The 25,925-nt window shown below is 62.1% G+C and carries 23 protein-coding genes and 2 tRNA genes; 20 read left to right on the top strand and 5 right to left on the bottom strand.

The features are described from left to right. The first annotated feature begins 47 nt into the window (after positions 1-47). The 5 genes from dapB to BVH03_RS00285 all read left to right on the top strand — a co-directional run bounded on the left by dapB (position 48) and on the right by BVH03_RS00285 (position 6,525). Positions 48-848, top strand: coding sequence for a 4-hydroxy-tetrahydrodipicolinate reductase (dapB, locus tag BVH03_RS00305; protein ID WP_075959328.1), 801 nt, complete (start codon positions 48-50; stop codon positions 846-848). 237 nt (positions 849-1,085) lie between these two features. Then, positions 1,086-2,222, top strand: coding sequence for a glutamine-hydrolyzing carbamoyl-phosphate synthase small subunit (gene carA, locus BVH03_RS00300; RefSeq protein WP_075959327.1), 1,137 nt, complete (start codon positions 1,086-1,088; stop codon positions 2,220-2,222). 175 nt (positions 2,223-2,397) lie between these two features. Continuing rightward, positions 2,398-5,619, top strand: a complete 3,222-nt coding sequence (carB, locus tag BVH03_RS00295) for a carbamoyl-phosphate synthase large subunit (protein ID WP_075959326.1) — start codon at positions 2,398-2,400, stop codon at positions 5,617-5,619. Continuing rightward, complete coding sequence (gene greA / locus BVH03_RS00290) at positions 5,616-6,092, top strand: transcription elongation factor GreA (protein WP_075959325.1); 477 nt, start codon at positions 5,616-5,618, stop codon at positions 6,090-6,092. The genes carB and greA overlap by 4 nt, the downstream gene beginning before the upstream one ends. Then, positions 6,070-6,525 carry a DUF4149 domain-containing protein gene (locus tag BVH03_RS00285; RefSeq protein WP_075959324.1) on the top strand — a complete coding sequence of 152 codons (456 nt, stop codon included), beginning with the start codon at positions 6,070-6,072 and terminating at the stop codon, positions 6,523-6,525. The genes greA and BVH03_RS00285 overlap by 23 nt, the downstream gene beginning before the upstream one ends. Before the next feature lie 9 nt (positions 6,526-6,534). On the opposite strand, the gene yhbY is transcribed toward BVH03_RS00285, so the two are convergent. Then, entirely contained in the window at positions 6,535-6,846 is a 312-nt protein-coding gene (gene yhbY / locus BVH03_RS00280; RefSeq protein WP_075930957.1) for a ribosome assembly RNA-binding protein YhbY, read from the bottom strand. Positions 6,847-6,943: 97 nt separating this feature from the next. Here yhbY and rlmE point away from each other — a divergent pair, with 97 nt between their 5' ends. The 15 genes from rlmE (at position 6,944) to pnp (ending at position 22,172) form a co-directional block, all read left to right on the top strand. Further along, on the top strand, positions 6,944-7,576 hold the full coding sequence (gene rlmE / locus BVH03_RS00275; RefSeq protein WP_075930956.1) for a 23S rRNA (uridine(2552)-2'-O)-methyltransferase RlmE: 633 nt from the start codon (positions 6,944-6,946) through the stop codon (positions 7,574-7,576). A gap of 187 nt (positions 7,577-7,763) precedes the next feature. Next, entirely contained in the window at positions 7,764-9,680 is a 1,917-nt protein-coding gene (gene ftsH, locus BVH03_RS00270; RefSeq protein ID WP_075959323.1) for an ATP-dependent zinc metalloprotease FtsH, read from the top strand. Between the two features lie 10 nt (positions 9,681-9,690). Next, positions 9,691-10,542, top strand: coding sequence for a dihydropteroate synthase (gene folP, locus BVH03_RS00265; RefSeq protein WP_075959322.1), 852 nt, complete (start codon positions 9,691-9,693; stop codon positions 10,540-10,542). 22 nt (positions 10,543-10,564) lie between these two features. Continuing rightward, positions 10,565-11,902 (top strand): phosphoglucosamine mutase, encoded by a 1,338-nt coding sequence (gene glmM / locus BVH03_RS00260; protein ID WP_075959321.1) that lies wholly within the window; start codon positions 10,565-10,567, stop codon positions 11,900-11,902. 65 nt (positions 11,903-11,967) lie between these two features. After that, positions 11,968-12,723: a triose-phosphate isomerase gene (gene tpiA / locus BVH03_RS00255; protein ID WP_075959320.1), complete on the top strand. Its 756-nt coding sequence runs from the start codon at positions 11,968-11,970 to the stop codon at positions 12,721-12,723. A gap of 4 nt (positions 12,724-12,727) precedes the next feature. Then, complete coding sequence (secG, locus tag BVH03_RS00250; RefSeq protein WP_075930951.1) at positions 12,728-13,114, top strand: preprotein translocase subunit SecG; 387 nt, start codon at positions 12,728-12,730, stop codon at positions 13,112-13,114. A gap of 11 nt (positions 13,115-13,125) precedes the next feature. After that, positions 13,126-13,211 (top strand) — tRNA-Leu (locus tag BVH03_RS00245). A 97-nt stretch (positions 13,212-13,308) separates the two neighbouring features. Continuing rightward, a tRNA-Ile gene (locus BVH03_RS00240) sits at positions 13,309-13,384 on the top strand. A gap of 126 nt (positions 13,385-13,510) precedes the next feature. After that, positions 13,511-13,969 (top strand): ribosome maturation factor RimP, encoded by a 459-nt coding sequence (gene rimP / locus BVH03_RS00235; protein ID WP_013792672.1) that lies wholly within the window; start codon positions 13,511-13,513, stop codon positions 13,967-13,969. Positions 13,970-14,032: 63 nt separating this feature from the next. Then, positions 14,033-15,514 (top strand): transcription termination factor NusA, encoded by a 1,482-nt coding sequence (gene nusA, locus BVH03_RS00230; protein ID WP_075930950.1) that lies wholly within the window; start codon positions 14,033-14,035, stop codon positions 15,512-15,514. 26 nt (positions 15,515-15,540) lie between these two features. Further along, positions 15,541-18,030, top strand: coding sequence for a translation initiation factor IF-2 (gene infB / locus BVH03_RS00225; protein ID WP_075959319.1), 2,490 nt, complete (start codon positions 15,541-15,543; stop codon positions 18,028-18,030). Positions 18,031-18,139: 109 nt separating this feature from the next. After that, positions 18,140-18,547 carry a 30S ribosome-binding factor RbfA gene (rbfA, locus tag BVH03_RS00220; protein ID WP_075959318.1) on the top strand — a complete coding sequence of 136 codons (408 nt, stop codon included), beginning with the start codon at positions 18,140-18,142 and terminating at the stop codon, positions 18,545-18,547. 4 nt (positions 18,548-18,551) lie between these two features. Beyond that, complete coding sequence (truB, locus tag BVH03_RS00215; RefSeq protein ID WP_075959317.1) at positions 18,552-19,469, top strand: tRNA pseudouridine(55) synthase TruB; 918 nt, start codon at positions 18,552-18,554, stop codon at positions 19,467-19,469. Positions 19,470-19,607: 138 nt separating this feature from the next. Beyond that, the gene (rpsO, locus tag BVH03_RS00210) at positions 19,608-19,877 is read left to right on the top strand and encodes a 30S ribosomal protein S15 (RefSeq protein WP_042554902.1); all 270 of its coding nucleotides are present in this window, start codon (positions 19,608-19,610) and stop codon (positions 19,875-19,877) included. Positions 19,878-20,066: 189 nt separating this feature from the next. Next, entirely contained in the window at positions 20,067-22,172 is a 2,106-nt protein-coding gene (gene pnp / locus BVH03_RS00205; RefSeq protein WP_075959316.1) for a polyribonucleotide nucleotidyltransferase, read from the top strand. Between the two features lie 238 nt (positions 22,173-22,410). On the opposite strand, the gene BVH03_RS00200 is transcribed toward pnp, so the two are convergent. From BVH03_RS00200 to BVH03_RS00185, 4 genes are all read right to left on the bottom strand, one after another. Beyond that, a complete protein-coding gene (locus tag BVH03_RS00200) occupies positions 22,411-22,944 on the bottom strand; it encodes a BON domain-containing protein (RefSeq protein WP_075959315.1) in 534 nt (177 codons plus the stop codon). Further along, positions 22,941-23,534: a phosphoheptose isomerase gene (locus BVH03_RS00195; RefSeq protein WP_075930946.1), complete on the bottom strand. Its 594-nt coding sequence runs from the start codon at positions 23,532-23,534 to the stop codon at positions 22,941-22,943. Before BVH03_RS00195 ends, BVH03_RS00200 begins: the two co-directional genes overlap by 4 nt. A 101-nt stretch (positions 23,535-23,635) precedes the next feature. Continuing rightward, a complete protein-coding gene (locus BVH03_RS00190) occupies positions 23,636-24,034 on the bottom strand; it encodes a YraN family protein (RefSeq protein ID WP_075959333.1) in 399 nt (132 codons plus the stop codon). Continuing rightward, positions 23,994-25,751: a penicillin-binding protein activator gene (locus tag BVH03_RS00185; protein ID WP_075959314.1), complete on the bottom strand. Its 1,758-nt coding sequence runs from the start codon at positions 25,749-25,751 to the stop codon at positions 23,994-23,996. Before BVH03_RS00185 ends, BVH03_RS00190 begins: the two co-directional genes overlap by 41 nt. Positions 25,752-25,925 lie beyond the last annotated feature (174 nt).

Here is a 25,925-nt window from a genome sequence, read left to right as displayed (position 1 = left end):
ACTGGCAGTGGCCGGCTGCTCGCCGTTTGTACTTTGGAGTTATGCATATGCGTATTGCAGTCACGGGCGCCGCCGGGCGCATGGGCAAGAACCTGATCGAGGCCGTGCACCAGGCCGACGGCGTGGTGCTCGGCGCCGCTGTGGCGCGGCCGACCAGCACGCTGCTCGGCGCCGATGCCGGTGAGCTGGCGGGCGTCGGCAAGTTGGGCGTGGCATTGTCCGGTAGCCTGGAAAGCGTGCTCGACGAATTCGACGTGCTGATCGACTTCACTCATCCCTCAGTGACTCTCGAGAACCTCGACGCCTGCCGCCGCGCCGGTAAGGCGATGGTCATCGGCACCACCGGTTTCAGTGCTGCGGAAAAGCAGTTGCTGGTCGATGCCGGCAAGCAGATTCCGATCGTCTTTGCCGCCAATTTCAGCGTAGGCGTGAACCTGTGCCTGAAGTTGCTCGACACGGCGGCCCGCGTGCTGGGCGACGATGTGGATATCGAAGTGCTCGAGGCCCATCACCGTCACAAGGTCGACGCGCCATCGGGAACCGCGCTGCGTATGGGCGAGGTGGTTGCTAATGCACTGGGGCGTGACCTGGAAAAGGTCGCGGTCTATGGGCGTGAAGGGCAGACCGGCGCACGCCAGCGCGAGACCATCGGTTTCGCCACGGTGCGCGCCGGTGATGTGGTCGGTGATCACACCGTACTGTTCGCCGCCGACGGCGAGCGCGTGGAAATCACCCACAAGGCGTCCAGCCGCATGACCTTCGCCAAGGGCGCAGTGCGCGCGGCCTCCTGGCTGCAGCAGCGCTCGCCAGCGCTTTACGACATGCAGGATGTGCTGGGGTTGAAGTGACCGAAACCGAGGGCGCCAGTGGCGCCCTCGGTGGTTATCAGGGGTGGCCGTGGAGCGGATTTCAGGTTTTTGACCTTGAACGCCTTTCGAAAAAGGCACTTTTCCTGTAAGCTTCCCGCTTTAGTGTGTCCACTAAAAGTTGCGCAGAATGAATCAATCAAAAAAGCGGGATGACCTTCACACGTCATCCCGCTTTTTTACAATCTGCGTTTGCTCCACGATCTACGGGAGGTCTTCTTGAGTAAGCCAGCCATACTCGCCCTTGCTGACGGCAGCATTTTTCGCGGCGAGGCCATCGGGGCCGACGGCCAAACTGTCGGGGAGGTGGTGTTCAACACCGCCATGACCGGCTATCAGGAAATTCTTACCGATCCGTCTTATGCCCAGCAGATCGTTACCCTGACCTATCCACACATCGGCAATACCGGCACCACGCCGGAAGACGCCGAGTCCAATCGTGTCTGGGCTGCCGGCCTGATCATTCGCGATCTGCCGCTGCTCGCCAGTAACTGGCGTAACAAGCAGTCGCTGCCCGATTACCTCAAGGAAAACGGCACCGTCGCCATCGCCGGTATCGACACCCGCCGGCTGACCCGCATCTTGCGTGAAAAAGGCTCGCAGAACGGCTGTATCCTGGTTGGCGCCGATGCCAGCGAGGAAAAGGCACTGGAGCTGGCGCGTGGCTTCCCGGGCCTGAAAGGCATGGACCTGGCCAAGGAAGTCAGCTGCACCGAGCGCTACGAGTGGCGCTCCAGCGTGTGGAACCTGAAAGACGACAGCCATCCCGAGATCGCTGCCAGCGAGCTGCCGTACCACGTGGTCGCCTACGACTATGGCGTCAAGCTGAACATCCTGCGCATGCTGGTCGAGCGCGGTTGCCGCCTGACCGTGGTGCCGGCGCAGACTCCGGCCAGTGAAGTGCTCGCGCTCAATCCCGACGGCGTGTTCCTGTCCAATGGTCCTGGCGACCCCGAGCCATGTGACTACGCCATCCGGGCGATCAAGGACGTTCTGGAAACCGACATCCCGGTATTCGGCATCTGCCTCGGCCACCAACTGTTGGCCCTGGCCTCCGGCGCCAAGACCCTGAAAATGGGGCACGGTCACCACGGTGCCAACCACCCGGTACAGGATCTCGATACCGGCGTGGTGATGATCACCAGCCAGAACCACGGTTTCGCCGTGGACGAGAACAGCCTGCCGGGCAATCTTCGCCCGATCCACAAGTCGCTGTTCGACGGCACCCTGCAAGGCATCGAGCGCACCGACAAGGACGCCTTCAGCTTCCAGGGTCACCCCGAGGCCAGCCCGGGCCCGAACGATGTCGCCCCGCTGTTTGACCGCTTCATCGAAGCCATGGCCAAGCGCAAATAGACGAGTCGTCTGGAAAGCGTAGCGAGCGCTGTCTGGGCAAGGCGCCCGGCACGCAGCGACGAGACAGTACATGTGTTAGTACGGCGAGGAAGTGAGTACCGCGCAACGCAGCCCAGATAGCGCGCAGTAGCTTTCATTATGACTCGCCGACTGACCTAAGGATTCGAGAGAGAACATGCCAAAACGTACAGACATCAAAAGTATCCTGATCCTCGGCGCCGGCCCCATCGTCATCGGCCAGGCGTGCGAGTTCGATTACTCCGGTGCCCAGGCCTGCAAGGCCCTGCGCGAGGAAGGCTTCCGCGTCATCCTGGTGAACTCCAACCCGGCCACCATCATGACCGACCCGGCCATGGCCGACGCCACCTACATCGAGCCGATCAAGTGGGCCACCGTGGCCAAGATCATCGAGAAGGAGCGTCCCGACGCCCTGCTGCCGACCATGGGCGGCCAGACCGCGCTGAACTGCGCGCTGGATCTGGAGCGCCACGGCGTGCTGGAGAAGTTCGGCGTCGAGATGATCGGTGCCAACGCCGACACCATCGACAAGGCCGAAGACCGTTCGCGTTTCGACAAGGCCATGAAGGACATCGGTCTGGCCTGCCCGGTATCGGGTATCGCCCACAGCATGGAAGAAGCCTACGGCGTGCTCGAGAAGGTCGGCTTCCCGTGCATCATCCGTCCGAGCTTCACCATGGGCGGCACCGGTGGCGGCATCGCCTACAACCGCGAAGAGTTCGAGGAAATCTGCACCCGTGGTCTGGACCTGTCGCCGACCAACGAGCTGCTGATCGACGAATCGCTGATCGGCTGGAAGGAATACGAGATGGAGGTGGTCCGCGACAAGAAGGACAACTGCATCATCGTCTGCTCCATCGAGAACTTCGACCCGATGGGCGTGCACACCGGTGACTCGATCACCGTGGCGCCGGCCCAGACCCTGACCGACAAGGAATACCAGATCCTGCGTAACGCCTCCCTGGCGGTACTGCGCGAGATCGGTGTGGAAACCGGCGGCTCCAACGTGCAGTTCGGCATCTGCCCGAACACCGGCCGCATGGTCGTCATCGAGATGAACCCGCGCGTATCCCGCTCTTCGGCCCTGGCCTCCAAGGCTACCGGTTTCCCGATCGCCAAGATCGCCGCCAAGCTGGCCGTGGGTTACACCCTCGACGAACTGCAGAACGACATTACTGGCGGCCGCACCCCGGCGTCGTTCGAGCCGGCCATCGATTACGTGGTCACCAAGATTCCGCGTTTCGCCTTCGAGAAATTCCCCAACGCCGACGCCCGCCTGACCACTCAGATGAAGTCCGTAGGTGAAGTCATGGCCATCGGCCGGACCTTCCAGGAATCTCTGCACAAGGCGCTGCGCGGCCTGGAAGTTGGCGTAGCCGGCTTCGATCCGAAACTGGATCCGGCTGACCCTGAAGTGGAGAGCACCCTCAAGCGCGAGCTGATCGTGCCGGGCGCCGATCGTATCTGGTATGTGGGCGACGCCTTCCGTGCCGGCAAGACGGTCGAGGAAGTGTTCGCGCTGACCAACATCGATGAGTGGTTCCTGGTGCAGATCGAAGATCTGATCAAGGACGAGCAGCGCATCCAGACCCTGGGCCTGTCGAGCATCGACCGCGATCTGATGTTCAGCCTCAAGCGCAAGGGCTTCTCCGATGCGCGCCTGGCCACGCTGCTCGGGGTCACCGAGAAGAACCTGCGCAGTCATCGTCACAAGCTCAAGGTGCTGCCGGTCTACAAGCGCGTCGACACCTGCGCCGCCGAGTTCGCCACCGACACCGCCTACATGTACTCGACCTACGAGGAAGAGTGCGAAGCCAACCCGAGCAGCCGTGACAAGATCATGATTCTCGGTGGTGGCCCGAACCGCATCGGCCAGGGTATCGAGTTCGATTACTGCTGCGTACACGCCGCGCTGGCCATGCGTGAAGACGGTTACGAGACCATCATGGTCAACTGCAACCCGGAAACCGTTTCCACCGACTACGACACCTCCGATCGCCTGTACTTCGAGCCGGTGACCCTGGAAGACGTGCTGGAAATCGTTCGCGTCGAGCAGCCCAAGGGTGTGATCGTCCAGTACGGCGGCCAGACCCCGCTGAAGCTGTGCCGCGCCCTGGAAGAGGCCGGCGTACCGATCATCGGCACCAGCCCGGACGCCATCGACCGCGCCGAAGACCGCGAGCGTTTCCAGCAGATGGTGCAGCGCCTCGGCCTGCGTCAGCCTGCCAACGCCACCGCGCGCAGCGAAGAAGAAGCGCTGACCCTGTCCAAGAACATCGGTTACCCGATGGTGGTGCGCCCGTCCTACGTGCTGGGCGGCCGGGCGATGGAAATCGTCTACCAGGAAGAAGAGCTCAAGCGTTACATGCGCGAAGCGGTGAAGGTGTCCAACGACAGCCCGGTGCTGCTGGATCGCTTCCTCAACTGCGCCATCGAAGTGGATGTGGACGCGGTCAGCGACGGCGAAGTCGTGGTGATCGGTGCGATCATGCAGCACATCGAGCAGGCCGGCGTTCACTCCGGTGACTCGGCGTGCTCGCTGCCACCGTACTCGCTGCCGGCGCACATCCAGGACGAGATTCGCGATCAGGTCAAGAAGATGGCCCTGGAGCTGGGCGTCATCGGTCTGATGAACGTGCAGATGGCCGTGCAGGGCGAGGACATCTATGTGATCGAGGTCAACCCACGCGCCTCGCGCACCGTGCCGTTCGTGTCCAAGTGCATCGGCGAGTCGCTGGCCAAGGTCGCTGCCCGCGTGATGGCCGGCAAGACCCTGAGCGAACTGGGTTTCACCCAGGAAATCATCCCGCCGTTCTTCAGCGTCAAGGAAGCGGTGTTCCCGTTCAACAAGTTCCCGGGTGTCGACCCGATCCTCGGCCCGGAAATGAAATCCACCGGTGAGGTGATGGGCGTCGGTGACAGCTTCGGCGAAGCCTTCGCCAAGGCGCAGATGGGGGCTAGCGAGATTCTGCCGAACGCAGGCGTCGCCTTCATCAGCGTTCGTGAAGACGACAAGCCGGAGGCCATTCAGGTCGCCCGCGACCTGGTCGCTCTGGGCTTCGAAGTGGTTGCCACGGCTGGCACCGCCAAGGTGATCGAGGCTGCCGGCCTGCCGGTTCGTCGCGTCAACAAGGTGACCGAAGGTCGTCCGCACGTGGTCGACATGATCAAGAACGACGAGGTCACGCTGATCATCAACACCACCGAAGGCCGTCAGTCCATCGCTGACTCCTATTCCATTCGTCGTAACGCTCTGCAGCACAAGATCTACTGCACCACCACCATCGCGGCGGGGCAGGCGGTCTGTGAGGCGCTCAAGTTCGGTCCCGAGAAGACCGTGCGCCGCCTGCAGGATCTGCATGCAGGAATCAAGGCATGAACAAGTACCCCATGACCACCCAGGGCGCTCGCGCCCTGGAAGAAGAGCTGGCGCACCTGACCAAGGTGCGTCGCCCAGCACTCAGCCAGGCGATCGCCGAGGCCCGTGAGCTGGGTGACCTCAAGGAAAATGCCGAATACCATGCCGCCCGCGAGGAGCAGGGCATGGTCGAGGCGCGCGTGCGTGACATCGAAGGCCGCCTGCAGAATGCGGTGATCATCGACGTCACCACCATCGCCCACACCGGCAAGGTGATCTTCGGTACCACCGTGGAAATCGCCAACGTCGAGACCGACGAAAGCGTGACCTACCAGATCGTTGGCGAAGACGAAGCCGACATCAAGCAGGGCAAGCTTTCCGTGGGTTCGCCCATCGCTCGCGCCCTGGTGGGCAAGAGCGAAGGTGACGTGGTTGGCGTCAACACGCCCAGCGGTCTGGTCGAGTACGAGATTGTCGAAGTTCGCCACGTCTGATCGCACGGCTGCGCGTGACAGCGCAGCCAACGCCTGGGTGCTGCTGCAAACCCTCTGGGTCGGCGGCATCTGGACGTTGCATTTTCTGGTGTTGCCGGGGCTGGCCGGTGTCGGCCTGGCGCCCCTGCTGATCGAGGAAGTGGCGCGCGCACTGGTGCCGCAGATGGTCGGCGTCACGTTGGGGGTTGCGCTGCTGCAGCTTCTGCTGCTGATCAGGCGGTATGGATGGTCGGCGCCATGGCGAGTGCGAAGCGGGCAGTTGCTGCTCGCGGTGCTGGCCATCTCGCTGGCCTTTCTGGTTTCACTGATGCTCTGGCCGCAGGCGCTACGCTGGCAGCTGTTCAGCTACCTGCTGCTGGCGTTCTTCGGTGTATTGCTGGTGTTGCAGCCCGTACCACGCAAGGCTGTGGCAGCCGACCCGCAGGTCGGCTGAGCACCTGAATCAGCCCTGATAGCGGCTGATGTTGGACAGGTTGCGATTGGCCTTGGGGTTCTTGCGGTACAGCAGCGCCATCTTGCCGATGATCTGCGCCAGTTCGGCCTTGCTGGCCTTGCACAGTTCATCGATCACCGCCAGGCGATCGTCGCGTTCGGTGACACGAACCTGAATCTTGATCAGTTCATGGTCGTTCAGCGCGCGCTCGAGCTCGGCCAGTACGCCTTCGGTAACACCGTTGTCAGCGACGATCAATACCGGTTTCAGGTGGTGGCCGATAGATTTGAACTGTTTCTTCTGCTCTTGAGTGAGCGGCATAATCTGAACCCTGCGTATTAATCTGGGAAAGCGGGCTATTTTAACCGAGCCGCCCGAGGCCCGCCCAGTTATTCATTCTGTTCTCTCGAGGTGTTGTGTGGCCCGTTCCAAGACCAGCCAGCGTTGGCTGAAAGAGCATTTCGACGATCCGTACGTCAAAATGGCGCAAAAGGACGGCTACCGTTCACGTGCCAGTTACAAGCTGCTGGAAGTGCAGGAAAAGGATCGCATCCTGCGCCCTGGCATGACCGTGGTCGATCTCGGCGCTGCGCCGGGCGGCTGGTCCCAGGTCACCAGTCGGGTGATCGGCGACAAGGGCCGACTGATCGCTTCCGACATCCTGGAGATGGACAGCATTCCGGACGTCACCTTCATTCAGGGCGATTTCACCGACGACGCCGTGTTCGCCCGGATTCTCGAGGCCATCGACAATAACCCCGTCGACCTTGTGATTTCCGATATGGCCCCCAATATGAGTGGGGTGAGAGCCGCCGATCAGCCGCGTGCCATGTATCTGTGCGAGCTGGCGCTGGATCTGGCTGGCCGGGTGCTCAAGCCAGGCGGCGATTTCCTGATCAAGATCTTCCAGGGCGAGGGGTTCGACGAGTACCACAAGGAGGTGCGCCGTCAGTTCGACAAGGTGCAGATGCGCAAACCCCTGTCGTCCCGTGACCGCTCCCGTGAGCAGTATTTGCTGGCCCGAGGTTTCAAGGGCCTGAGTGCCGAGTAAAACCAATGGCGTGGTTGTCAGTCCAAGCCAAGACGCGCATCGTAATGGGCAGATGTCTCATAAAGGGTTACAGACGGTGTCAGCCACGAGCGGGCGTTTGTAGTAAGTTAGATCGGTTTATAACTGGTCGTCATGCGAAGCACGCTTCGGCAAGGGGCCTGCTTCAGAGGGTAGCTAATTGAACGACATGGCAAAGAATCTGATCCTGTGGCTGATCATCGCCGCCGTCCTCGTCACGGTGATGAACAACTTCTCGAGCCCCAGTGAGACCAATAAGCTCAACTACTCGGAATTCATCGGGCAGGTACAGAGCGGCGGCGTCAAGCGTGTCACCGTCGATGGCTACATCATCAGCGGCATGCGTTCCGACGGCTCCTCGTTCGAAACCGTGCGTCCGGCGATCCAGGACAACGGTCTGATCAAGGACCTGATGGACAATAACGTCGAGATCGTCGGCAAACAGCCTGAGCAGCAGAGCATCTGGACCCAGTTGCTGGTCGCCAGCTTCCCGATTCTGGTGATCATCGCCGTGTTCATGTTCTTCATGCGCCAGATGCAGGGCGGTGCTGGTGGCAAGGGCGGGCCGATGAGCTTTGGCAAGTCCAAGGCACGTCTGCTCTCCGAAGATCAGGTCAAGACCACCTTCGCTGACGTCGCCGGTTGCGACGAGGCCAAGGAAGAGGTCAGTGAACTGGTCGAATTCTTGCGCGATCCGGGCAAGTTCCAGCGCCTGGGTGGTCGCATCCCGCGCGGCGTGCTGATGGTCGGCTCGCCGGGTACCGGTAAGACCCTGCTGGCCAAGGCCGTTGCCGGCGAAGCCAAGGTGCCGTTCTTCACCATTTCCGGTTCCGATTTCGTCGAGATGTTCGTCGGTGTCGGTGCTTCCCGCGTGCGCGACATGTTCGAGCAGGCCAAGAAGCATGCCCCGTGCATCATCTTCATCGACGAGATCGACGCCGTTGGTCGCCATCGTGGCGCCGGCATGGGTGGCGGTCACGACGAGCGCGAGCAGACCCTCAACCAGTTGCTGGTGGAGATGGACGGCTTCGAAATGAACGATGGCATCATCGTCATCGCCGCTACCAACCGTCCGGACGTGCTCGACCAGGCCCTGCTGCGTCCGGGCCGTTTCGACCGTCAGGTGGTCGTCGGCCTGCCGGACATCCGTGGTCGCGAGCAGATTCTCAACGTGCACATGCGCAAGATCCCCATGGGCGAAGACGTCAAGGCAGCGGTCATCGCTCGTGGTACGCCTGGCTTCTCCGGCGCCGACCTGGCCAATCTGGTCAACGAGGCCTCGCTGTTCGCCGCGCGCGCCGGCAAGCGCCTAGTGGAAATGAAGGAATTCGAGCTGGCCAAAGACAAGATCATGATGGGTGCCGAGCGCAAAACCATGGTCATGTCCGACAAGGAGAAGCTCAACACCGCTTATCACGAGGCGGGCCACGCCATCGTCGGTCGCCTGGTGCCAGAGCACGATCCGGTTTACAAGGTCACCATCATCCCCCGCGGCCGTGCCCTGGGTGTGACCATGTTCCTGCCCGAGGAAGATCGTTACAGCCTCAGCAAGCGTGCGCTGACCAGTCAGATCTGTTCGCTGTATGGCGGTCGCATCGCCGAAGAGATGACGCTGGGGTTCGATGGAGTCACCACGGGCGCTTCCAACGACATCATGCGTGCCAGCCAGATTGCCCGGAACATGGTCACCAAATGGGGCCTCTCCGAGAAGCTCGGCCCGCTGCTCTATGCAGAGGATGACGATCAGCCGTTCCTGCGGGGTGGTGGCGGCTCTTCAGGCGCCAGCGTGTCGGGTGAAACCGCCAAGATGATCGACTCCGAAGTGCGCGCGATCATCGACGGCTGCTACAACACGGCCAAGCAGATCCTCACCGATAACCGTGACAAGCTCGACGCCATGGCCGAAGCGCTGATGAAGTTCGAGACCATCGATATCGATCAGATCGACGACATCATGAGTGGTCGCACGGTGCGCGAGCCGAAGGACTGGACCGGCGGCGGCAACGATGCCGGCAAGCCATCCGCCAAGTCTGACGAAGCGGATCGCCCCGAGAAGCCCATCGGCGGGCCTGCTGCCGAGGTATAAAAGCCGTCTCATGTCTCTCGTGCAAACAAACGACCGGCTGCCCTGTGGCAGCCGGTTTCTTGATTTAAGCCATCCGCAAGTGATGGGCATCCTCAACGTCACCCCAGATTCCTTTTCCGACGGTGGCCGTTTTGCCTTGCGCGATGCGGCGCTGCGGCATGCCGAAAGCATGGTACGCGCCGGTGCGACGCTGATCGATATCGGCGGCGAATCCACGCGGCCGGGCGCTGCCCCGGTCTCGGCAGCCCAGGAGCTCGAGCGCGTAGCGCCGATGGTCGAGGCGGTCGCCGCCGAGCTGGACGTGATCATTTCCGTGGATACCTCCACGCCCGAGGTGATGCGCGAGTCGGCCAGGCTAGGTGCAGGGCTGATCAACGACGTGCGCTCGCTGCAGCGAGAGGGTGCCTTGCAGGCGGCGGCTGAGAGCGGTTTACCGGTGTGTCTGATGCATATGCGGGGCGAGCCCACGACCATGCAGCAAAGCCCCTGGTACGATGACGTGCTGGACGCAGTGTCGGATTTTTTGCGCGAGCGCTTGGCGGTCTGCGAGGCAGCCGGCATCCCGGCGCAGCGCATCGTGCTCGATCCGGGTTTCGGCTTCGCCAAGACGCTGGAGCATAATCTTAGCCTGTTCAGGCGCATGCCGGCGTTGCAGGCTTTCGGTCTGCCGCTACTGGTCGGCGTTTCGCGCAAGAGTATGATTGGCGCCGTGTTGGGGCGTGAAGTCGATGGTCGTCTGTACGGCAGCCTGGCTTTGGCGGCCCTGGCGGTAGCCAAGGGCGCGCATATCTTGCGCGTGCACGATGTGGCGGAAACCGTGGACGTGGTGCGCATGGTCGCTGCGGTCGAAGCGGCGCATTAAATAGAAAAAGGGAGTTGTCGTTTTGAGTCGCAAGTATTTTGGCACCGACGGTATCCGTGGGCGCGTCGGGCAGTACCCCATCACCCCGGACTTCATGCTCAAGCTGGGCTGGGCCGCCGGCATGGCGTTTCGCAAGCAGGGCAAGTGTCGCATCCTGATCGGCAAGGACACGCGCATCTCCGGCTACATGTTCGAGTCGGCGCTTGAGGCGGGGCTCTCCGCCGCCGGGGCTGATGTGCTGCTGCTGGGGCCGATGCCCACGCCGGCGATCGCCTACCTGACGCGTACCTTTCATGCCGAGGCCGGTATTGTCATCAGCGCCTCGCACAATCCGCATCATGACAACGGCATCAAGTTCTTCTCGGGGCAGGGCACCAAGCTACCCGATGAAGTCGAGCTGATGATCGAAGAGCTGCTCGATGCAGCGATGACCGTTGTCGAGTCCGAGCAGCTCGGGAAGGTGTCGCGAATCAACGACGCCGCCGGCCGCTATATCGAATTCTGCAAGAGCAGTGTGCCGACCAGTACCGATTTCTCGGGCCTGAAGATCGTGCTCGACTGCGCCCACGGTGCAGCTTACAAAGTGGCACCAGCGGTATTTCAGGAGCTGGGTGCCGAGGTGTCGGTGCTGTCGGCCCAGCCCAACGGGCTGAATATCAATGCTGATTGCGGTTCCACGCACATCGAGAACCTGCAGGCCGAAGTCAAGGCGCGCCACGCCGATCTGGGTATCGCCTTCGATGGCGACGCCGATCGGGTGTTGATGGTCGATCACACCGGTGCGGTAGTCGATGGTGACGAACTGCTGTTCATCATCGCCAGGGATCTGCAGGCCCGCGGCAAACTGCAGGGTGGGGTCGTCGGCACCTTGATGAGCAATCTGGGCCTCGAGCTTGCACTCAAGGAGCTGGATATCCCCTTTGTGCGGGCCAACGTTGGCGACCGTTACGTGATCGCCGAGCTGCTCGAGCGCGGTTGGCAGGTGGGCGGCGAGAACTCCGGGCATCTGGTGTGCTTCCAGCATGTGACGACCGGTGATGCCATCGTGGCTGCGCTGCAGGTGTTGCTGGCCATTCGTCGCCGCGGTCAGAGCCTGGCCGAGGCACGCCAAGGGCTGCGCAAGTGCCCGCAGGTGCTGGTCAATGTGCGTTTTGGCGGTGGCGTCGACCCGCTCAAGCATCCCGATGTGCAAGCCGCCAGCGACAGTGTGACCCAGCGCATGGCCGGCCGTGGCCGCGTGCTGCTGCGCAAGTCCGGCACCGAGCCGTTGGTACGGGTGATGGTCGAAGGTGAGGACGAAGCCCAGGTTCGAGCCTATGCCGACGAATTGGCTGAAATTGTCTCGCGTGTCTGTGCTTGATTCGGCTTGCCAGTCCCCAAGCGGTTGGGTAACATCTGCGCCCTCTTTGACCAACGAGGTAAAGCATGCGTCGCTCAATGGTTGCTGGTAACTGGAAAATGCACGGTACCCGCGCCAGTGTCGCAGAGCTGATCGACGGTCTGAATCGGCAGGCACTGCCTGCCGATGTCGAGGTTGCGGTGTTTCCTGCCAGTGTTCATCTTGTCCAGGTTGTCGAGGGGCTCGGTGGGCTTGCGGTGTCGGTAGGCGCCCAGGACTGTGCCGTCGAGGCCGGTGAGGGGGCATTGACCGGTGAGGTGTCGAGCGAGCAGCTGTGTGATGCGGGTTGCGAGCTGGTGCTGATTGGTCATTCCGAGCGTCGCCTGATTCTGGGTGACAGCGACGAGCAGGTCGTGCGCAAGTTCGCGGCGGCTCAGCTCAAAGGGCTGGTGCCGGTACTGTGCGTTGGGGAAACCCTGGAGCAGCGCGAGGCGGGCGAAACTCTCAAGGTGGTTGCCGGTCAGCTCGATGGCGTGATCGATGCGCTGGGTGTTGCGGTGCTGTCCAGTGCAGTGGTGGCGTATGAGCCGGTCTGGGCCATCGGTACCGGCCTGACGGCGACGCCTCAGCAGGCGCAGGACGTGCATGCGGCAATTCGAGCGCAGGTCGCTGCGAAAGACCCGCAAGTGGCAAGTGGTTTGAGAATTCTTTATGGCGGCAGCGTCAAAGCCGCCAATGCAGCCGAGCTATTCGGCATGCCTGATATCGATGGGGGGCTTGTGGGTGGAGCCTCTCTGAATGCGGATGAGTTCGGTGCGATCTGTCGCGCTGCAGGAAACTAAGAATATGCTGGAAACAGGCGTTGTAGTTCTTCATCTGCTGGCAGCGATCGGTGTGGTTGTGCTGGTGCTGCTGCAGCAGGGTAAAGGTGCCGATGCAGGTGCTTCGTTCGGTGCTGGTGCTTCGAATACCGTGTTCGGTAGTCAAGGAACCACTACCTTTCTGAGCCGAGTTACTGCTATACTCGCCGCCAGTTTTTTCATTACCAGCTTGGGTTTAGCGTATTTTGCTAATCAAAAGTCTGATACACTGGGTCAGGCTGGCTTGCCAGATCCGGCAGTGATGGAAGTGCCGCAGGGCAACAAGCCTGCAGAAGATGTACCGGTGCTTGAGCAACAGCAAGCGCCAACTTCGAGTGAGCAAGACGTACCTCAGGCTCCCGAAGCGCAGTAAGTGTCAAATTTGCCGAGGTGGTGGAATTGGTAGACACGCTACCTTGAGGTGGTAGTGGCCATAGGCTGTAGGGGTTCGAGTCCCCTTCTCGGTACCAATTGAACAGGACAGCCCGCTGCATGCGGGCTTTTCTGTATCTGGGGATTGGTTGACCCGCGTAGCGGTTCGGTCGTATAATTCGCTCCCAGTTTTAGCGCGGGGTGAACAGTCCGGTAGCTCGTCGGGCTTATAACCCGAAGGCCGTTGGCTTAAGTCCATCCCCCGCAGCCAGTTGTCATTGAGCCCCTTTCAAGGGGCTTTTTGTTAGCTGGAGGACAGATTTTCCGCCGTCTGGGCGGTCTTGTAGATGGGCGTTTCGCCCATTTTTTATTTGCACAGCATGCGCGAGGGGTTCAGGTGTCGAGCAAGCTAGAACAGTTGCAGGCCTTGGTGGCCCCGGTAGTCGAAGCGCTTGGCTACGAATGCTGGGGTATCGAGTTCCTGTCTCAGGGGCGGCATTCGCTGCTGCGTATCTACATCGATCATGCCGACGGCATTCTTATCGACGATTGCGAGAAGGTCAGCCGGCAGATCAGCGGCGTTCTCGATGTCGAGGATCCCATCAGTGCCGAATACACCCTCGAGGTGTCGTCGCCTGGCATGGATCGGCCACTGTTCACGTTGGCCCAGTTCGCCAGTCACGTCGGCGAGCAGGTGAAAATCAAGTTGCGCTCACCGTTCGAAGGGCGCCGCAACTTTCAGGGTCTGCTCCGCGGTGTGGAGGAAGAGGACGTGGTGGTGCAGGTGGATGACCACGAGTTTCTTTTGCCGATCGATATGATCGACAAGGCCAACATTATCCCCCGATTTGATTGAGACACGGATCCCGCGGGATCGGAATGTGTCGGTCCCAATGGATTGCGAAAGGCGAGGCGTACGATGAGCAAAGAAGTACTGCTGGTTGTTGAGTCGGTATCCAATGAAAAGGGCGTACCGGCCGCTGTGATTTTCGAGGCGCTGGAGTTGGCGCTGGCCACGGCGACCAAGAAACGTTTTGAAGATGAAGTCGAACTGCGGGTGGCGATCAATCGCCAGAGTGGTAGCTACGAGACCTTCCGCTGCTGGACCGTGGTCGACGAGGAAAACTTCGAAGATCCGGCGCACCAGGTGACGACTGACATGCCGCGTGCGGTCGAGGCCAACGCCAAGGTCGGCGACGTACTTGAGGAGAAGATCGAGTCCATCGAGTTCGGGCGTATCGCTGCGCAGACCGCCAAGCAGGTCATCGTGCAGAAGGTCCGTGAAGCCGAGCGTGCGCAGGTCGTCGAGGCCTACCGCGAGCGCCTGGGTGAAATCATCGCCGGCACCGTCAAGAAGGTTACCCGTGACAACGTCATCGTCGACCTGGGTGCCAACGCCGAGGCCCTGCTGGCCCGCGAAGACATCATTCCGCGTGAGACTTTCCGTGTCGGCGTGCGCCTGCGTGCGCTGCTCAAGGAAATCCGCACCGAGAACCGTGGTCCTCAGCTGATCCTGTCGCGTACCGCGCCGGAAATGCTGATCGAGCTGTTCCGCATCGAAGTGCCGGAAATCGCCGAAGGCCTCATCGAAGTCAAGGCCGCCTCCCGTGACCCGGGTTCGCGCGCCAAGATCGCGGTACGTTCCAAGGACAAGCGCATCGACCCGCAAGGCGCCTGTATCGGCATGCGTGGGTCACGCGTTCAGGCGGTTTCCGGCGAGCTGGTCGGTGAGCGTGTGGACATCGTGCTGTGGGACGACAACCCGGCACAGTTCGTCATCAACGCCATGTCGCCGGCCGAAGTCGCGGCGATCATCGTCGATGAAGATGCCCATGCCATGGACATCGCCGTTGGCGAGGACAACCTGGCCCAGGCCATCGGCCGTGGCGGCCAGAACGTGCGCCTGGCCAGTCAGCTGACCGGTTGGACGCTGAACGTGATGACCGAGTCGGACATCCAGGCCAAGCAGCAGGCCGAGACCGGTGACATTCTGCAGAGCTTCATCGACGAGCTGGAAGTCGACGAAGAACTGGCCCAGGTGCTGGTCGAAGAGGGCTTCACCAGCCTGGAAGAAATCGCCTACGTGCCGATGGAGGAGATGCTCAGCATCGACGGTTTCGACGAAGAAATCGTCAACGAACTGCGCTCTCGAGCGAAGGATCGTTTGCTGACCAAGGCCATCGCCACGGAAGAAAAACTGGCAGACGCCCAGCCGGCCGAAGACCTCCTCGAAGTCGAGGGTATGGACAAAGGCCTGGCGCAGGAACTGGCAGTACGCGGGGTGGTTACCCGTGAAGACCTGGCCGAGCAGTCGATCGACGACCTGCTCGACATCGACGGCATCGACGAAGAGCGTGCCGGCAAGCTGATCATGGCCGCCCGAGCCCACTGGTTCGAGTAAGTTTTACGGCCTGAGGAGAGAAGTGCATGACGCAAGTCACGGTGAAAGAACTGGCCCAAGTGGTCGACACACCGGTAGAGCGCCTGCTGCAGCAGATGCGAGAGGCGGGTTTGCCGCACAGCAGTGCCGAGCAAGTTGTCACCGATAACGAAAAGCAGGCCCTGCTTGCTCATCTGAAGAGCAGCCACGGCGACAAGAAAGCCGAGGAACCGCGCAAGATTACCTTGCAGCGCAAGACCACCAGCACCCTCAGGGTCGCTGGTAGCAAGACCATCAGCGTTGAAGTGCGCAAGAAGAAGACCTTCGTCAAGCGCAGCAACGAAGAGATCGAAGCCGAGAAACAGCGCGAGCTCGAAGAGCAGCGTGCTGCGGCGGAAGCTGCTCGCCTGAAGGCCGAGGAAGAAGCCAAGCGCCAGGCCGAAGAGGATGCCAAGCGTCAGGCGGCTGCAGCGCCGACCGAGCGCGCCGCCGAAGCGGCGGTGGCGCCGGCCGTCGTCGATGCGCCGGTCGCTCCGGCTGTCGACGAGCGCAAGAAGGACGAACCGCGTCGCCCCGACAAGGCGCGTAGTGACGATGCCGATCGCCGTGGCGGTGAGCGCAAGACCACTCAGCACCGCCCGACCGTCAAGGAAAAGGCGCCTGCTCCACGTGTGGCGCCGCGTACCATCGACGAAGAAAGCGATGGCTTCCGTCGCGGTGGCCGTGGCAAGTCCAAGCTCAAGAAGCGCAACCAGCATGGCTTCCAGGCTCCGGCCGGCCCGGTGGTGCGTGAAGTGTCGATCGGCGAGACCATCACCGTGGGCGAGCTGGCCCAGCAGATGTCGGTGAAGGCTGCTGAAGTCATCAAATTCATGTTCAAGATGGGCACGCCTGCGACCATCAACCAGGTGCTCGACCAGGAGACCGCTCAACTGGTCGCCGAAGAGCTGGGCCACAAGGTCAAGCTGGTCAGCGACAACGCGCTCGAAGAGCAGTTGGCCGAGTCCCTGAAGTTCGAAGGTGAGGCCATTTCCCGTGCGCCGGTGGTGACCGTCATGGGTCACGTCGATCATGGTAAGACCTCGCTGCTCGACTACATTCGTCGTGCCAAGGTCGCGTCCGGTGAAGCCGGTGGTATCACGCAGCATATCGGTGCCTACCACGTGGAAACCGAGCGCGGCATGGTGACCTTCCTCGATACCCCGGGCCACGCTGCGTTCACTCAGATGCGTGCTCGTGGTGCCAAGGCTACCGACATCGTCATCCTCGTGGTGGCGGCCGACGACGGCGTAATGCCGCAGACCCAGGAAGCGGTTCAGCACGCGAAAGCGGCTGGCGTGCCGATCGTGGTCGCGGTGAACAAGATCGACAAGCCCGATGCCAACCCGGACAACATCAAGAACGGCCTGGCCGCGCTCGACGTGATTCCGGAGGAGTGGGGCGGTGACGCGCCTTACGTGCATGTCTCGGCCAAGATGGGTACCGGCGTGGACGAACTGCTCGAAGCGGTTCTGCTGCAGGCCGAAGTTCTCGAACTCAAGGCCATGCCGACGGCGCCTGGTCGTGGCGTGGTCGTCGAATCGCGTCTGGACAAGGGCCGCGGCCCGGTGGCTACCGTGCTGGTTCAGGACGGTACGCTGCGCCAGGGCGACATGGTGCTGGTCGGCTCCAACTACGGCCGCATCCGCGCCATGCTGGACGAAAACGGCAAGCCTGTTAAGGAAGCCGGTCCGTCCATCCCGGTCGAGATTCTCGGCCTGGACGGCACGCCAGAGGCGGGTGACGACATGACCGTCGTGGCCGACGAGAAGAAGGCCCGTGAGGTTGCGCTGTTCCGTCAGGGCAAGTTCCGCGAAGTGAAACTGGCTCGTGCCCACGCCGGCAAGCTGGAAAACATCTTCGAAAGCATGGGCCAGGAAGAGAAGAAAACCCTCAACATCGTTCTCAAGTCCGATGTGCGTGGTTCTCTCGAGGCGTTGCAGGGCTCGCTCAGCACCCTGGGCAACGACGAAGTGCAGGTGCGTGTGGTCGGTGGCGGCGTCGGTGGTATCACCGAGTCCGATGCCAACCTGGCCCTGGCGTCGAACGCCGTGCTGTTCGGCTTCAACGTCCGTGCTGACGCTGGTGCGCGCAAGATCGTCGAGGCCGAAGGTCTGGACATGCGCTACTACAACGTCATCTACGACATCATCGAGGACGTCAAGAAGGCGCTCACCGGTATGCTCGGCAGCGACGTTCGCGAGAACATCCTCGGCATCGCCGAAGTGCGCGACGTGTTCCGTTCGCCGAAGTTCGGCGCGGTTGCCGGTTGTATGGTGGTCGAAGGTACGGTCTACCGTAACCGTCCGATCCGCGTACTGCGCGACGACGTGGTGATCTTCGAAGGCGAGCTGGAGTCCCTGCGTCGCTTCAAGGACGACATGGCCGAAGTGCGTAACGGCATGGAGTGCGGTATCGCGGTGAAGAGCTACAACGACGTCAAGGTCGGCGACAAGATCGAAGTGTTCGAGAAGGTCCAGGTGGCTCGCAGCCTGTAATCGCGAGTCGCAACACGCAGCGCCCGGCCCCGCATCTGCGCGGCCGGGCGTTTGCCGCTTTTGAGTCCGCTGCTTTTGCAGGCGGCGAGACGAGTGGAAGGTAGCAACGATGGCAAAAGACTACAGCCGTGCCCAGCGTATCGGCGACCAGATTCAACGCGAATTGGCGCAGCTGATTCGTACCGAAGTCAAAGACCCGCGCCTGGGTGGCCTGGTCACCGTTACCGCGGTCGATGTCAGCCGTGACGCCAGCCATGCCAAGGTGTTCGTCACCGTCATGGGCGCCGAGCCGCAGGAGGGTTCCGAGCCCATCGCGCAGAGCCTCAAGGTGCTCAACGATGCCAGCGGTTTCCTGCGCATGCAGCTCGGCAAGGCGATGAAGCTGCGCAGCGTGCCGCACCTGCGTTTCCATTACGACGAAAGCATCGTGCGCGGTGCCCAGTTGTCGGCGCTGATCGAGCGCGCGGTGACCGAGGACAGCAAGCACGTCGACAGCGACACCGAGGCCAAGGAGTAGGCGCGTGGCCCAGGTTAAGCGTATTCGTCGCAAGGTCGACGGCATCATCCTGCTCGACAAGCCAAAGGGCTTCAGCTCCAACGCGGCGTTGCAGAAGGTGCGCTGGTTGCTCAATGCCGAGAAGGCCGGGCACACCGGCAGCCTCGATCCACTGGCCACCGGCGTGCTGCCGTTGTGCTTCGGCGAGGCGACCAAGTTTTCCCAGTATCTGCTCGATGCCGACAAGGGCTACGAGACGGTTATGCAGCTCGGCGTTACCACCACCACGGCCGATGCCGAGGGTGAGGTGATCGAGCGCCGCGACGTGAATGTCGACGCCTCGGACATCGAGGCGCTGCTGCCGCGTTTTCGTGGTGACATCAGTCAGGTGCCGCCGATGTATTCGGCGCTCAAGCGCGACGGCCAGCCGTTGTACAAACTTGCGCGTGCCGGAGAAGTAGTGGAGCGCGAGGCGCGTTCTGTTACTATTGCGCGCCTGGAGTTGCTGAGCAGTGCGGCCGACAAGGCGAGCCTGGCGGTGGACTGCAGCAAAGGTACCTATATCCGTACGCTGGTCGAGGATATCGGGCATCTGCTGGGCTGTGGTGCCCATGTCGCCGAGCTGCGCCGTACCAAGGCCGGCCCGTTCGACCTGTCGCAGAGTGTCAGCCTGGATGAGCTGCTACAGGCCCATGAAGAGGGTGGCAACGAAGCCGTCGATCGCTTCCTGCTGCCGGTGGACAGCGGGCTGCAGCATTGGCCGCTGCTGAGCTTTTCGGAGCACGGTTCGTTCTATTGGCTGCAAGGGCAGCCGGTTCGCGCCGCGGACGCGCCGAAGTTCGGCATGGTTCGGGTGCAAGATCACAATGGTCGCTTCATCGGTATTGGTGAAGTGAGCGAAGACGGGCGTATTGCGCCGCGTCGTCTGATTCGGTCCGCGTGACCGTGGCGAGCCGCTCCGGCGGCTCGTAACGAGGGTGGCTGTCAATAGGCACGGTCATACCTCCTTTAAAACACGGGAAGCGATTCCCGGCCTATTGAGACTGTCCTTGCGACTGTCTCCAGATGAGAGGATGCCCACATGGCACTCAGCGTTGAAGAAAAAGCCCAGATCGTTAACGACTACAAGCAAGCTGAAGGCGATACCGGTAGCCCGGAAGTCCAGGTTGCTCTGCTGTCCGCCAACATCAACAAGCTGCAAGGCCACTTCAAGGCCAACGGCAAAGACCACCACTCGCGTCGTGGCCTGATCCGTATGGTCAACCAGCGCCGCAAGCTGCTGGACTACCTGAAGGGTAAGGACACCAGCCGTTACAGCGCCCTGATCGGTCGCCTGGGTCTGCGTCGCTAAGCAATGCTTAGCTGTCGTTGACCGCAAAAGCTGGAAGTGGGCTCGCCCTGCTTCCAGCTTTTGCGTTTATGCTTCACCCGTTTTATGGCTTCAGCCACTTTGGACAGCGCCGGGCCGATTCCCGCAGCGATTGCCCACCCATTCGCAAGAACCGTTTCCCCCAAAGGCAACAGAGAGAAGGAAAACACCGTGAACCCGGTAATCAAGAAATTTCAATTCGGTCAGTCGACCGTCACCCTCGAGACTGGCCGTATCGCCCGTCAGGCTTCCGGCGCCGTGCTGGTCACCGTCGACAACGACGTCACCGTGCTGGTCACCGTGGTAGGCGCCAAGTCTGCCGACCCGAGCAAGGGTTTCTTCCCGCTGTCCGTGCACTACCAGGAAAAGACCTACGCAGCCGGCAAGATCCCCGGCGGCTTCTTCAAGCGTGAAGCGCGCCCGAGCGAGAAGGAAACCCTGACCTCGCGCCTGATCGATCGTCCGATCCGCCCGCTGTTCCCGGAAGGCTTCCAGAACGAAGTGCAGGTCATCTGCACCGTGGTCTCGACCAGCAAGAAGACCGATCCGGACATCGCAGCGATGATCGGTACCTCGGCCGCCCTGGCCATCTCCGGCATTCCGTTCGACGGCCCCATCGGTGCCGCCCGTGTTGCCTACCACCCCGAGACCGGCTACCTGCTGAACCCGAATTACGAGCAGCTCAAGGCGTCGAGCCTGGACATGGTCGTGGCCGGCACCAAAGACGCCGTACTGATGGTCGAATCCGAAGCCAAAGAGCTGACCGAAGACCAGATGCTGGGCGCCGTGCTGTTCGCCCATGACGAATTCCAGGCCGTCATCCAGGCCGTTACCGAGCTGGCCGCCGAAGCGGGCAAGCCGCGTTGGGACTGGCAGGCCGCTGCCGCCAACACCAGCCTGCTGGACGCCATCCGCGCCGAGTTCGGTGCTGCGATCTCCGACGCCTATACCATCATCATCAAGCAGGATCGCTATGCGCGCCTGGGCGAGCTGCGCGACCAGGTGGTTGCCAAGTTCTCCGGTGAGGAAGGCCAGCCGAGCGCCGGCGCAGTCAAAGACGCCTTCGGCGAAATCGAATACCGCACCGTGCGTGAGAACATCGTCAACGGCAAGCCGCGTATCGATGGCCGTGACACCCGTACCGTGCGTGGCCTGAACATCGAAGTCGGGGTGCTGGACAAGACCCACGGTTCGGCCCTGTTCACCCGTGGCGAAACCCAGGCGCTGGTCGTGGCCACCCTCGGCACCGCCCGCGATGCACAGCTGCTCGACACCCTCGAAGGCGAGAAGAAAGACCCCTTCATGCTGCACTACAACTTCCCGCCGTACTCGGTGGGCGAGTGTGGTCGCATGGGCGCCACCGGTCGTCGTGAGATCGGCCACGGTCGCCTGGCTCGTCGTGGCGTTGCCGCCATGCTGCCGAGCGCCGACGAGTTCCCGTATACCATCCGCATCGTCTCGGAGATCACCGAGTCCAACGGCTCGTCGTCCATGGCCTCCGTTTGCGGTGCTTCCCTGGCACTGATGGACGCGGGTGTACCGATGAAGGCGCCGGTTGCCGGTATCGCCATGGGTCTGGTCAAGGAAGGCGAGAAGTTCGCCGTGCTGACCGACATCCTCGGTGACGAAGACCACCTGGGCGACATGGACTTCAAGGTAGCCGGTACCGCCAATGGCGTCACCGCGCTGCAGATGGACATCAAGATCCAGGGCATCACCGAAGAGATCATGGAAATCGCCCTGAACCAGGCCCTGGAAGCGCGCCTGAACATCCTCGGTCAGATGAACCAGGTGATCGCCCAATCGCGCAGCGAGCTGTCGGCCAATGCCCCGACCATGCTGGCGATGAAGATCGACCAGGACAAGATCCGTGACGTCATCGGCAAGGGCGGCGCCACCATCCGCGCCATCTGCGAAGAGACCAAGGCCTCGATCGACATCGAAGACGACGGCTCGATCAAGATCTTCGGCGAAACCAAGGAAGCCGCCGACGCTGCCAGGCAGCGTGTACTGGCGATCACCGCCGAGGCCGAGATCGGCAAGATCTACGTCGGCAAGGTCGAGCGTATCGTCGACTTCGGCGCCTTCGTCAACATCCTGCCGGGCAAGGATGGTCTGGTACACATCTCCATGCTCAGCGATGCGCGCGTAGAGAAGGTCACCGACATCCTCAAGGAAGGCCAGGAAGTGGAAGTGCTGGTGCTGGACGTGGACAACCGCGGCCGTATCAAGCTGTCCATCAAGGACGTCGCCGCTGCCAAAGCTTCGGGTGTCTGATCCGGTCTGAAGCCGCGTAACGAGAAAGCCAGCCAGGGCGACCTGACTGGCTTTTTTATTGCCTGTCGTCTGGCCGCGGATGGGGGCAGCGACGTCGCACTGCCGCAATGAGACGCTCGGGCTGGCTGTCTCCTGGCATGAACACGGACCCGATATCGTGCTGGCCTGCTGAGCCGTCACGCAAAAAAAACGCCAGTCAGGCGCTGCCTGGCTGGCGTTCTTCGTGGGCTCGTCGTTATCAGTCGGTGTACTGGAACAGCTTGATGATCTTCTGCACGCCCGAGGTGCTCTGCACCACATTGCTCGCGGCATTGGCTTCCTGGCGGCTGACCACGCCGAGCAGGTAGACGATACCGTTCTCGGTGATCACCTTGATGCGGCTACCCGGCACGCCGCTGTCGGCGAGCATCTGGGTCTTGATCTTGGTGGTCAGTAGCGAGTCGTTGCTGCGTGCCAGTAGTGAGGTGGGCTGCTGCACCTGCAGTTCGTTATGCACTTTGCGTACGCCTTGTACGGTGCGTGCGGCCTGTTCGGCAGTGGCTTTCAGGTCGGCGCGGGGCGTCTGGCCGGCGATCAGGATCACGCCGTTGTAGCTGCTCACCACGATGCGCGAGGTGGGGCTGGCGAGGTCGGCGTGGGCGCGGGTGATGGCATTGGCAACATTGGGGCCGACGAACTGGTCGTCGATCTTGTTGCCGATGCTGCGGCTGCCGCAGCCGCCCAGGATCAGGCTCAATGCCAAGGCGGCGAAGATCAGTGGTGAACGGGTCATTCTTCACTCCCAAACAGTTGACTGTCGATAAGGTCGCACAAGCAATGGATGGCCAATAGATGGACTTCCTGGATGCGCGCCGTGACCTTGGACGGCACGCGAATCTCGACGTCTTCGGGCAACAGCAGTGAGGCCATGCCGCCGCCATCGCGGCCGGTCAGGGCGACCACGGTCATTTCCCGGTCGTGAGCGGCCTGGATGGCCTGAATCACGTTGGCGGAGTTGCCGCTGGTGGAGATGGCCAGCAGCACGTCGCCTGGTTGGCCTAGTGCGCGGATTTGCTTGGAGAAGACTTCGTTGTAGCTGTAGTCATTGGCGATCGAGGTGATCGTCGAGCTGTCGGTGGTCAGGGCAATCGCCGGCAGGCTGGGACGCTCGCGCTCGAAGCGGTTGAGCAGCTCCGAGGAGAAGTGCTGCGCATCACCGGCCGAGCCGCCGTTGCCGCAGGAGAGGATCTTGCCTTCACTGAGCAGTGCCTGAACCATCACCTGGCTGGCATGCTCGATGAACGGAGGCAGAACCTCCATGGCGTGGTGCTTGGTTTCGATGCTGCCGTGAAACAGCTGGCGAATACGGGCTTGCATATCCATGTAGAGCTTTGACCTTGACTATAACGAGGCCTCGGCCCGTGGGCGCGCGGCACTGTCGTTGGAAACGGCGGTGGGTCAGAGTATCGCAGCGAGCCTGGGCTTCAACTGTCGAAAGCGTTTCTGATCCATTCCAGTGATGCGGGTCTGCCATGGCCTACGGCTATGACATCGAAACGGCAGGGATGTTTGGCCCAGCGTTTCTCCTGTTGCAGAAATTGCATGGCCGTGGCGATCAGCTTGTCACGCTTGCGCCTGTCGACGCTCTCGACCGCGCCACCCCATGCACTGTGCTTGCGGTAGCGCACTTCGGCGAATACTACTGTATCGCCATCGAGCATGACCAGATCGAGTTCGCCGCGCTGGCCGCGCCAGTTCTGCTCGATGAGTTCTAGCCCATGGCTTTGCAGGTGCTCGCAGGCGAGGGCTTCGGCCGCTCGCCCGCTGGCGTGGCGTGGATCGTCACTCAATGTTGGTTTCTGGCAGGCGCTGAACCTGGCCATTGCTGAATTGCGCCCAGGGCAGCTGGCGCTCGACGCGCTGCGAGGCGTTCAGGCTCAGGTTGCCGGACAGCCCTTCGACGCGGCTGTCGGGCAGCGTCTTCAGTTGGTCGAGGCGCGGCGCCAGGCGGAAGGCGTCGACGCCCATGGCGTAAAGGCGACCCAGGCTGCCGCCGGCTTGTGGCCACTGGCTGTTGACCTGCTGGCGCAGCGGATCGTTGGCATCCAGCAGCCAGGGTGTTTCGCAGAAGCGGATGCCGTCCAGGTCGCGGTACTGGGCTGCACTCATGCTGCCGCTGAACAGGTGCGACGTGGCATACACCGGCACGTCGCCGGCGTATTGGTAGGCCAGGGTCGGCTTGATCTGTTGGGCCTGTTGCGGCGTGGCGGCGAGGAAGATGAAGTCCACGTCCTGGCGGCGCGAGGTGCCATTGACCTGCAGCAAACGGGCGACCTGGCCTGCCATGTCTACGGGCTGGTCGATCTGCTCGGCGCCCAGGAAGGTGCCGCCGGCGGCTTGCCAGCTCTGGCGGAAGGCGTCCATTACGCGGTTGCCCCAGTCACCCTTGGGTACCAGGGCGACAGCGTTGCGCATGCCGTCGGCCCAGGCGCGGCGCGCGACCTCGCGGGCTTCGTCTTCGGCGGCCAGGCCGAACTGGAACAGTTGTGCCGGGTTCTTGGCGCCCGGGTCGGCGTAGTTCAGGGCCAGCGTGGTGATCGGCAACTGATCGCGGTTACCCAGTTGGGTGACCAGATTCTTCTCCAGCGGCCCGATCACCAGCTCCACACCGTCGGCCTGGGCCTGGCGATAGAAGTCGTCCAGGGAGGTCAGACGGGCACTGTCATACAGCTGGATCTGCGGCGGGTTTTCCCCTGCCTGTTGGGCCTGGTAGTGGGCGGCCAGGAAGCCGTCACGCAGGGCGCGCGATACCGAGGCCAGTTGGCCTTCCTGGGGTAGCAACAGGGCGATCTTCTCCAGCGGCTTGCTCGACAGGGCGCGCAGGTCGGCAAGGGCCTTGGGTAGTTGCTGGGCGGCGGGATGGTTAGGGTGCTGGGCCAGCCAGCGATCGATGGCATCCTGCTGCTGCTTGAGCGTGCCAACGGTTTTCGCCACCTGGGCCAGCGACAGCCAGCCGGCCAGGTCGGCATCGTCGGCAGTTGGTGCCGGTTCGGCCGGCAGGCTGGAGACCAGTTTCCAGATGTGATCCTGGTTGCGCTGCGCCTCCTCGCCGCTCAACAGCGGAGCAATGAACACACGCTCGCGGGCCGCGGCGAGAATCTGGCCATCTTTCTCCAGGGCGTTAGCGCGGGCCAATTGGGTGCGGGTCTGCTGCTCGACCGGCAGTTCGCCGAGGCGATCGAGGCTGGGGTGGGCCAGGGCCCCGAGGGCGGCCTTGGCATCGTTACGCGCCAGGGCCAGTTCAGCCTTGAGGGTGCTGGCGTAGATCTGCTGCGCCGGCTTGAGCAGTTGCAGGTTGACCTGTCCGAGAATGCTCTCGGCGCGTTGCGCGTTGCCCTGTTTGGCGGCCAGGTCGGCGGCCGACAGACGCAACAGCTGGGCGTCTTCGCTCTGGCTGGTGCCGGCTTGCTGGAGCATCTGCTCCACGCTGGCCTGGGGTGTGCGAGGCAGTTCGCCAAGGTTCGAGGAGGGCGAGCTGCTGCAGGCAACGAGCAGGCCGGCTAGGCAAAGTGCAGAGAGCGGACGCAGGCAGGCAATCATGTAAGCGATTCCGGGTCTTGAGCAAATGAACGCCGGATTGTACCCAAGGCACCGCCTCGGCGCGACGAAGAAGGTGTTAACCGGTACGCAGAGGTCGCAGCTGATCGCGCTGGCGACGTGTTTCCGCCCGGGCGGGTCGCTCGCGTTACAATGGCACCTTTCCAGCTATTCAAA

The organism is Pseudomonas sp. PA15(2017), from assembly GCF_001945395.1.
In the GTDB taxonomy this organism is placed as follows: Bacteria; Pseudomonadota; Gammaproteobacteria; order Pseudomonadales; family Pseudomonadaceae; genus Aquipseudomonas.
Note: the sequence above shows the minus strand (reverse complement) of the source record. Positions and strands in the feature narration are given on the sequence as shown.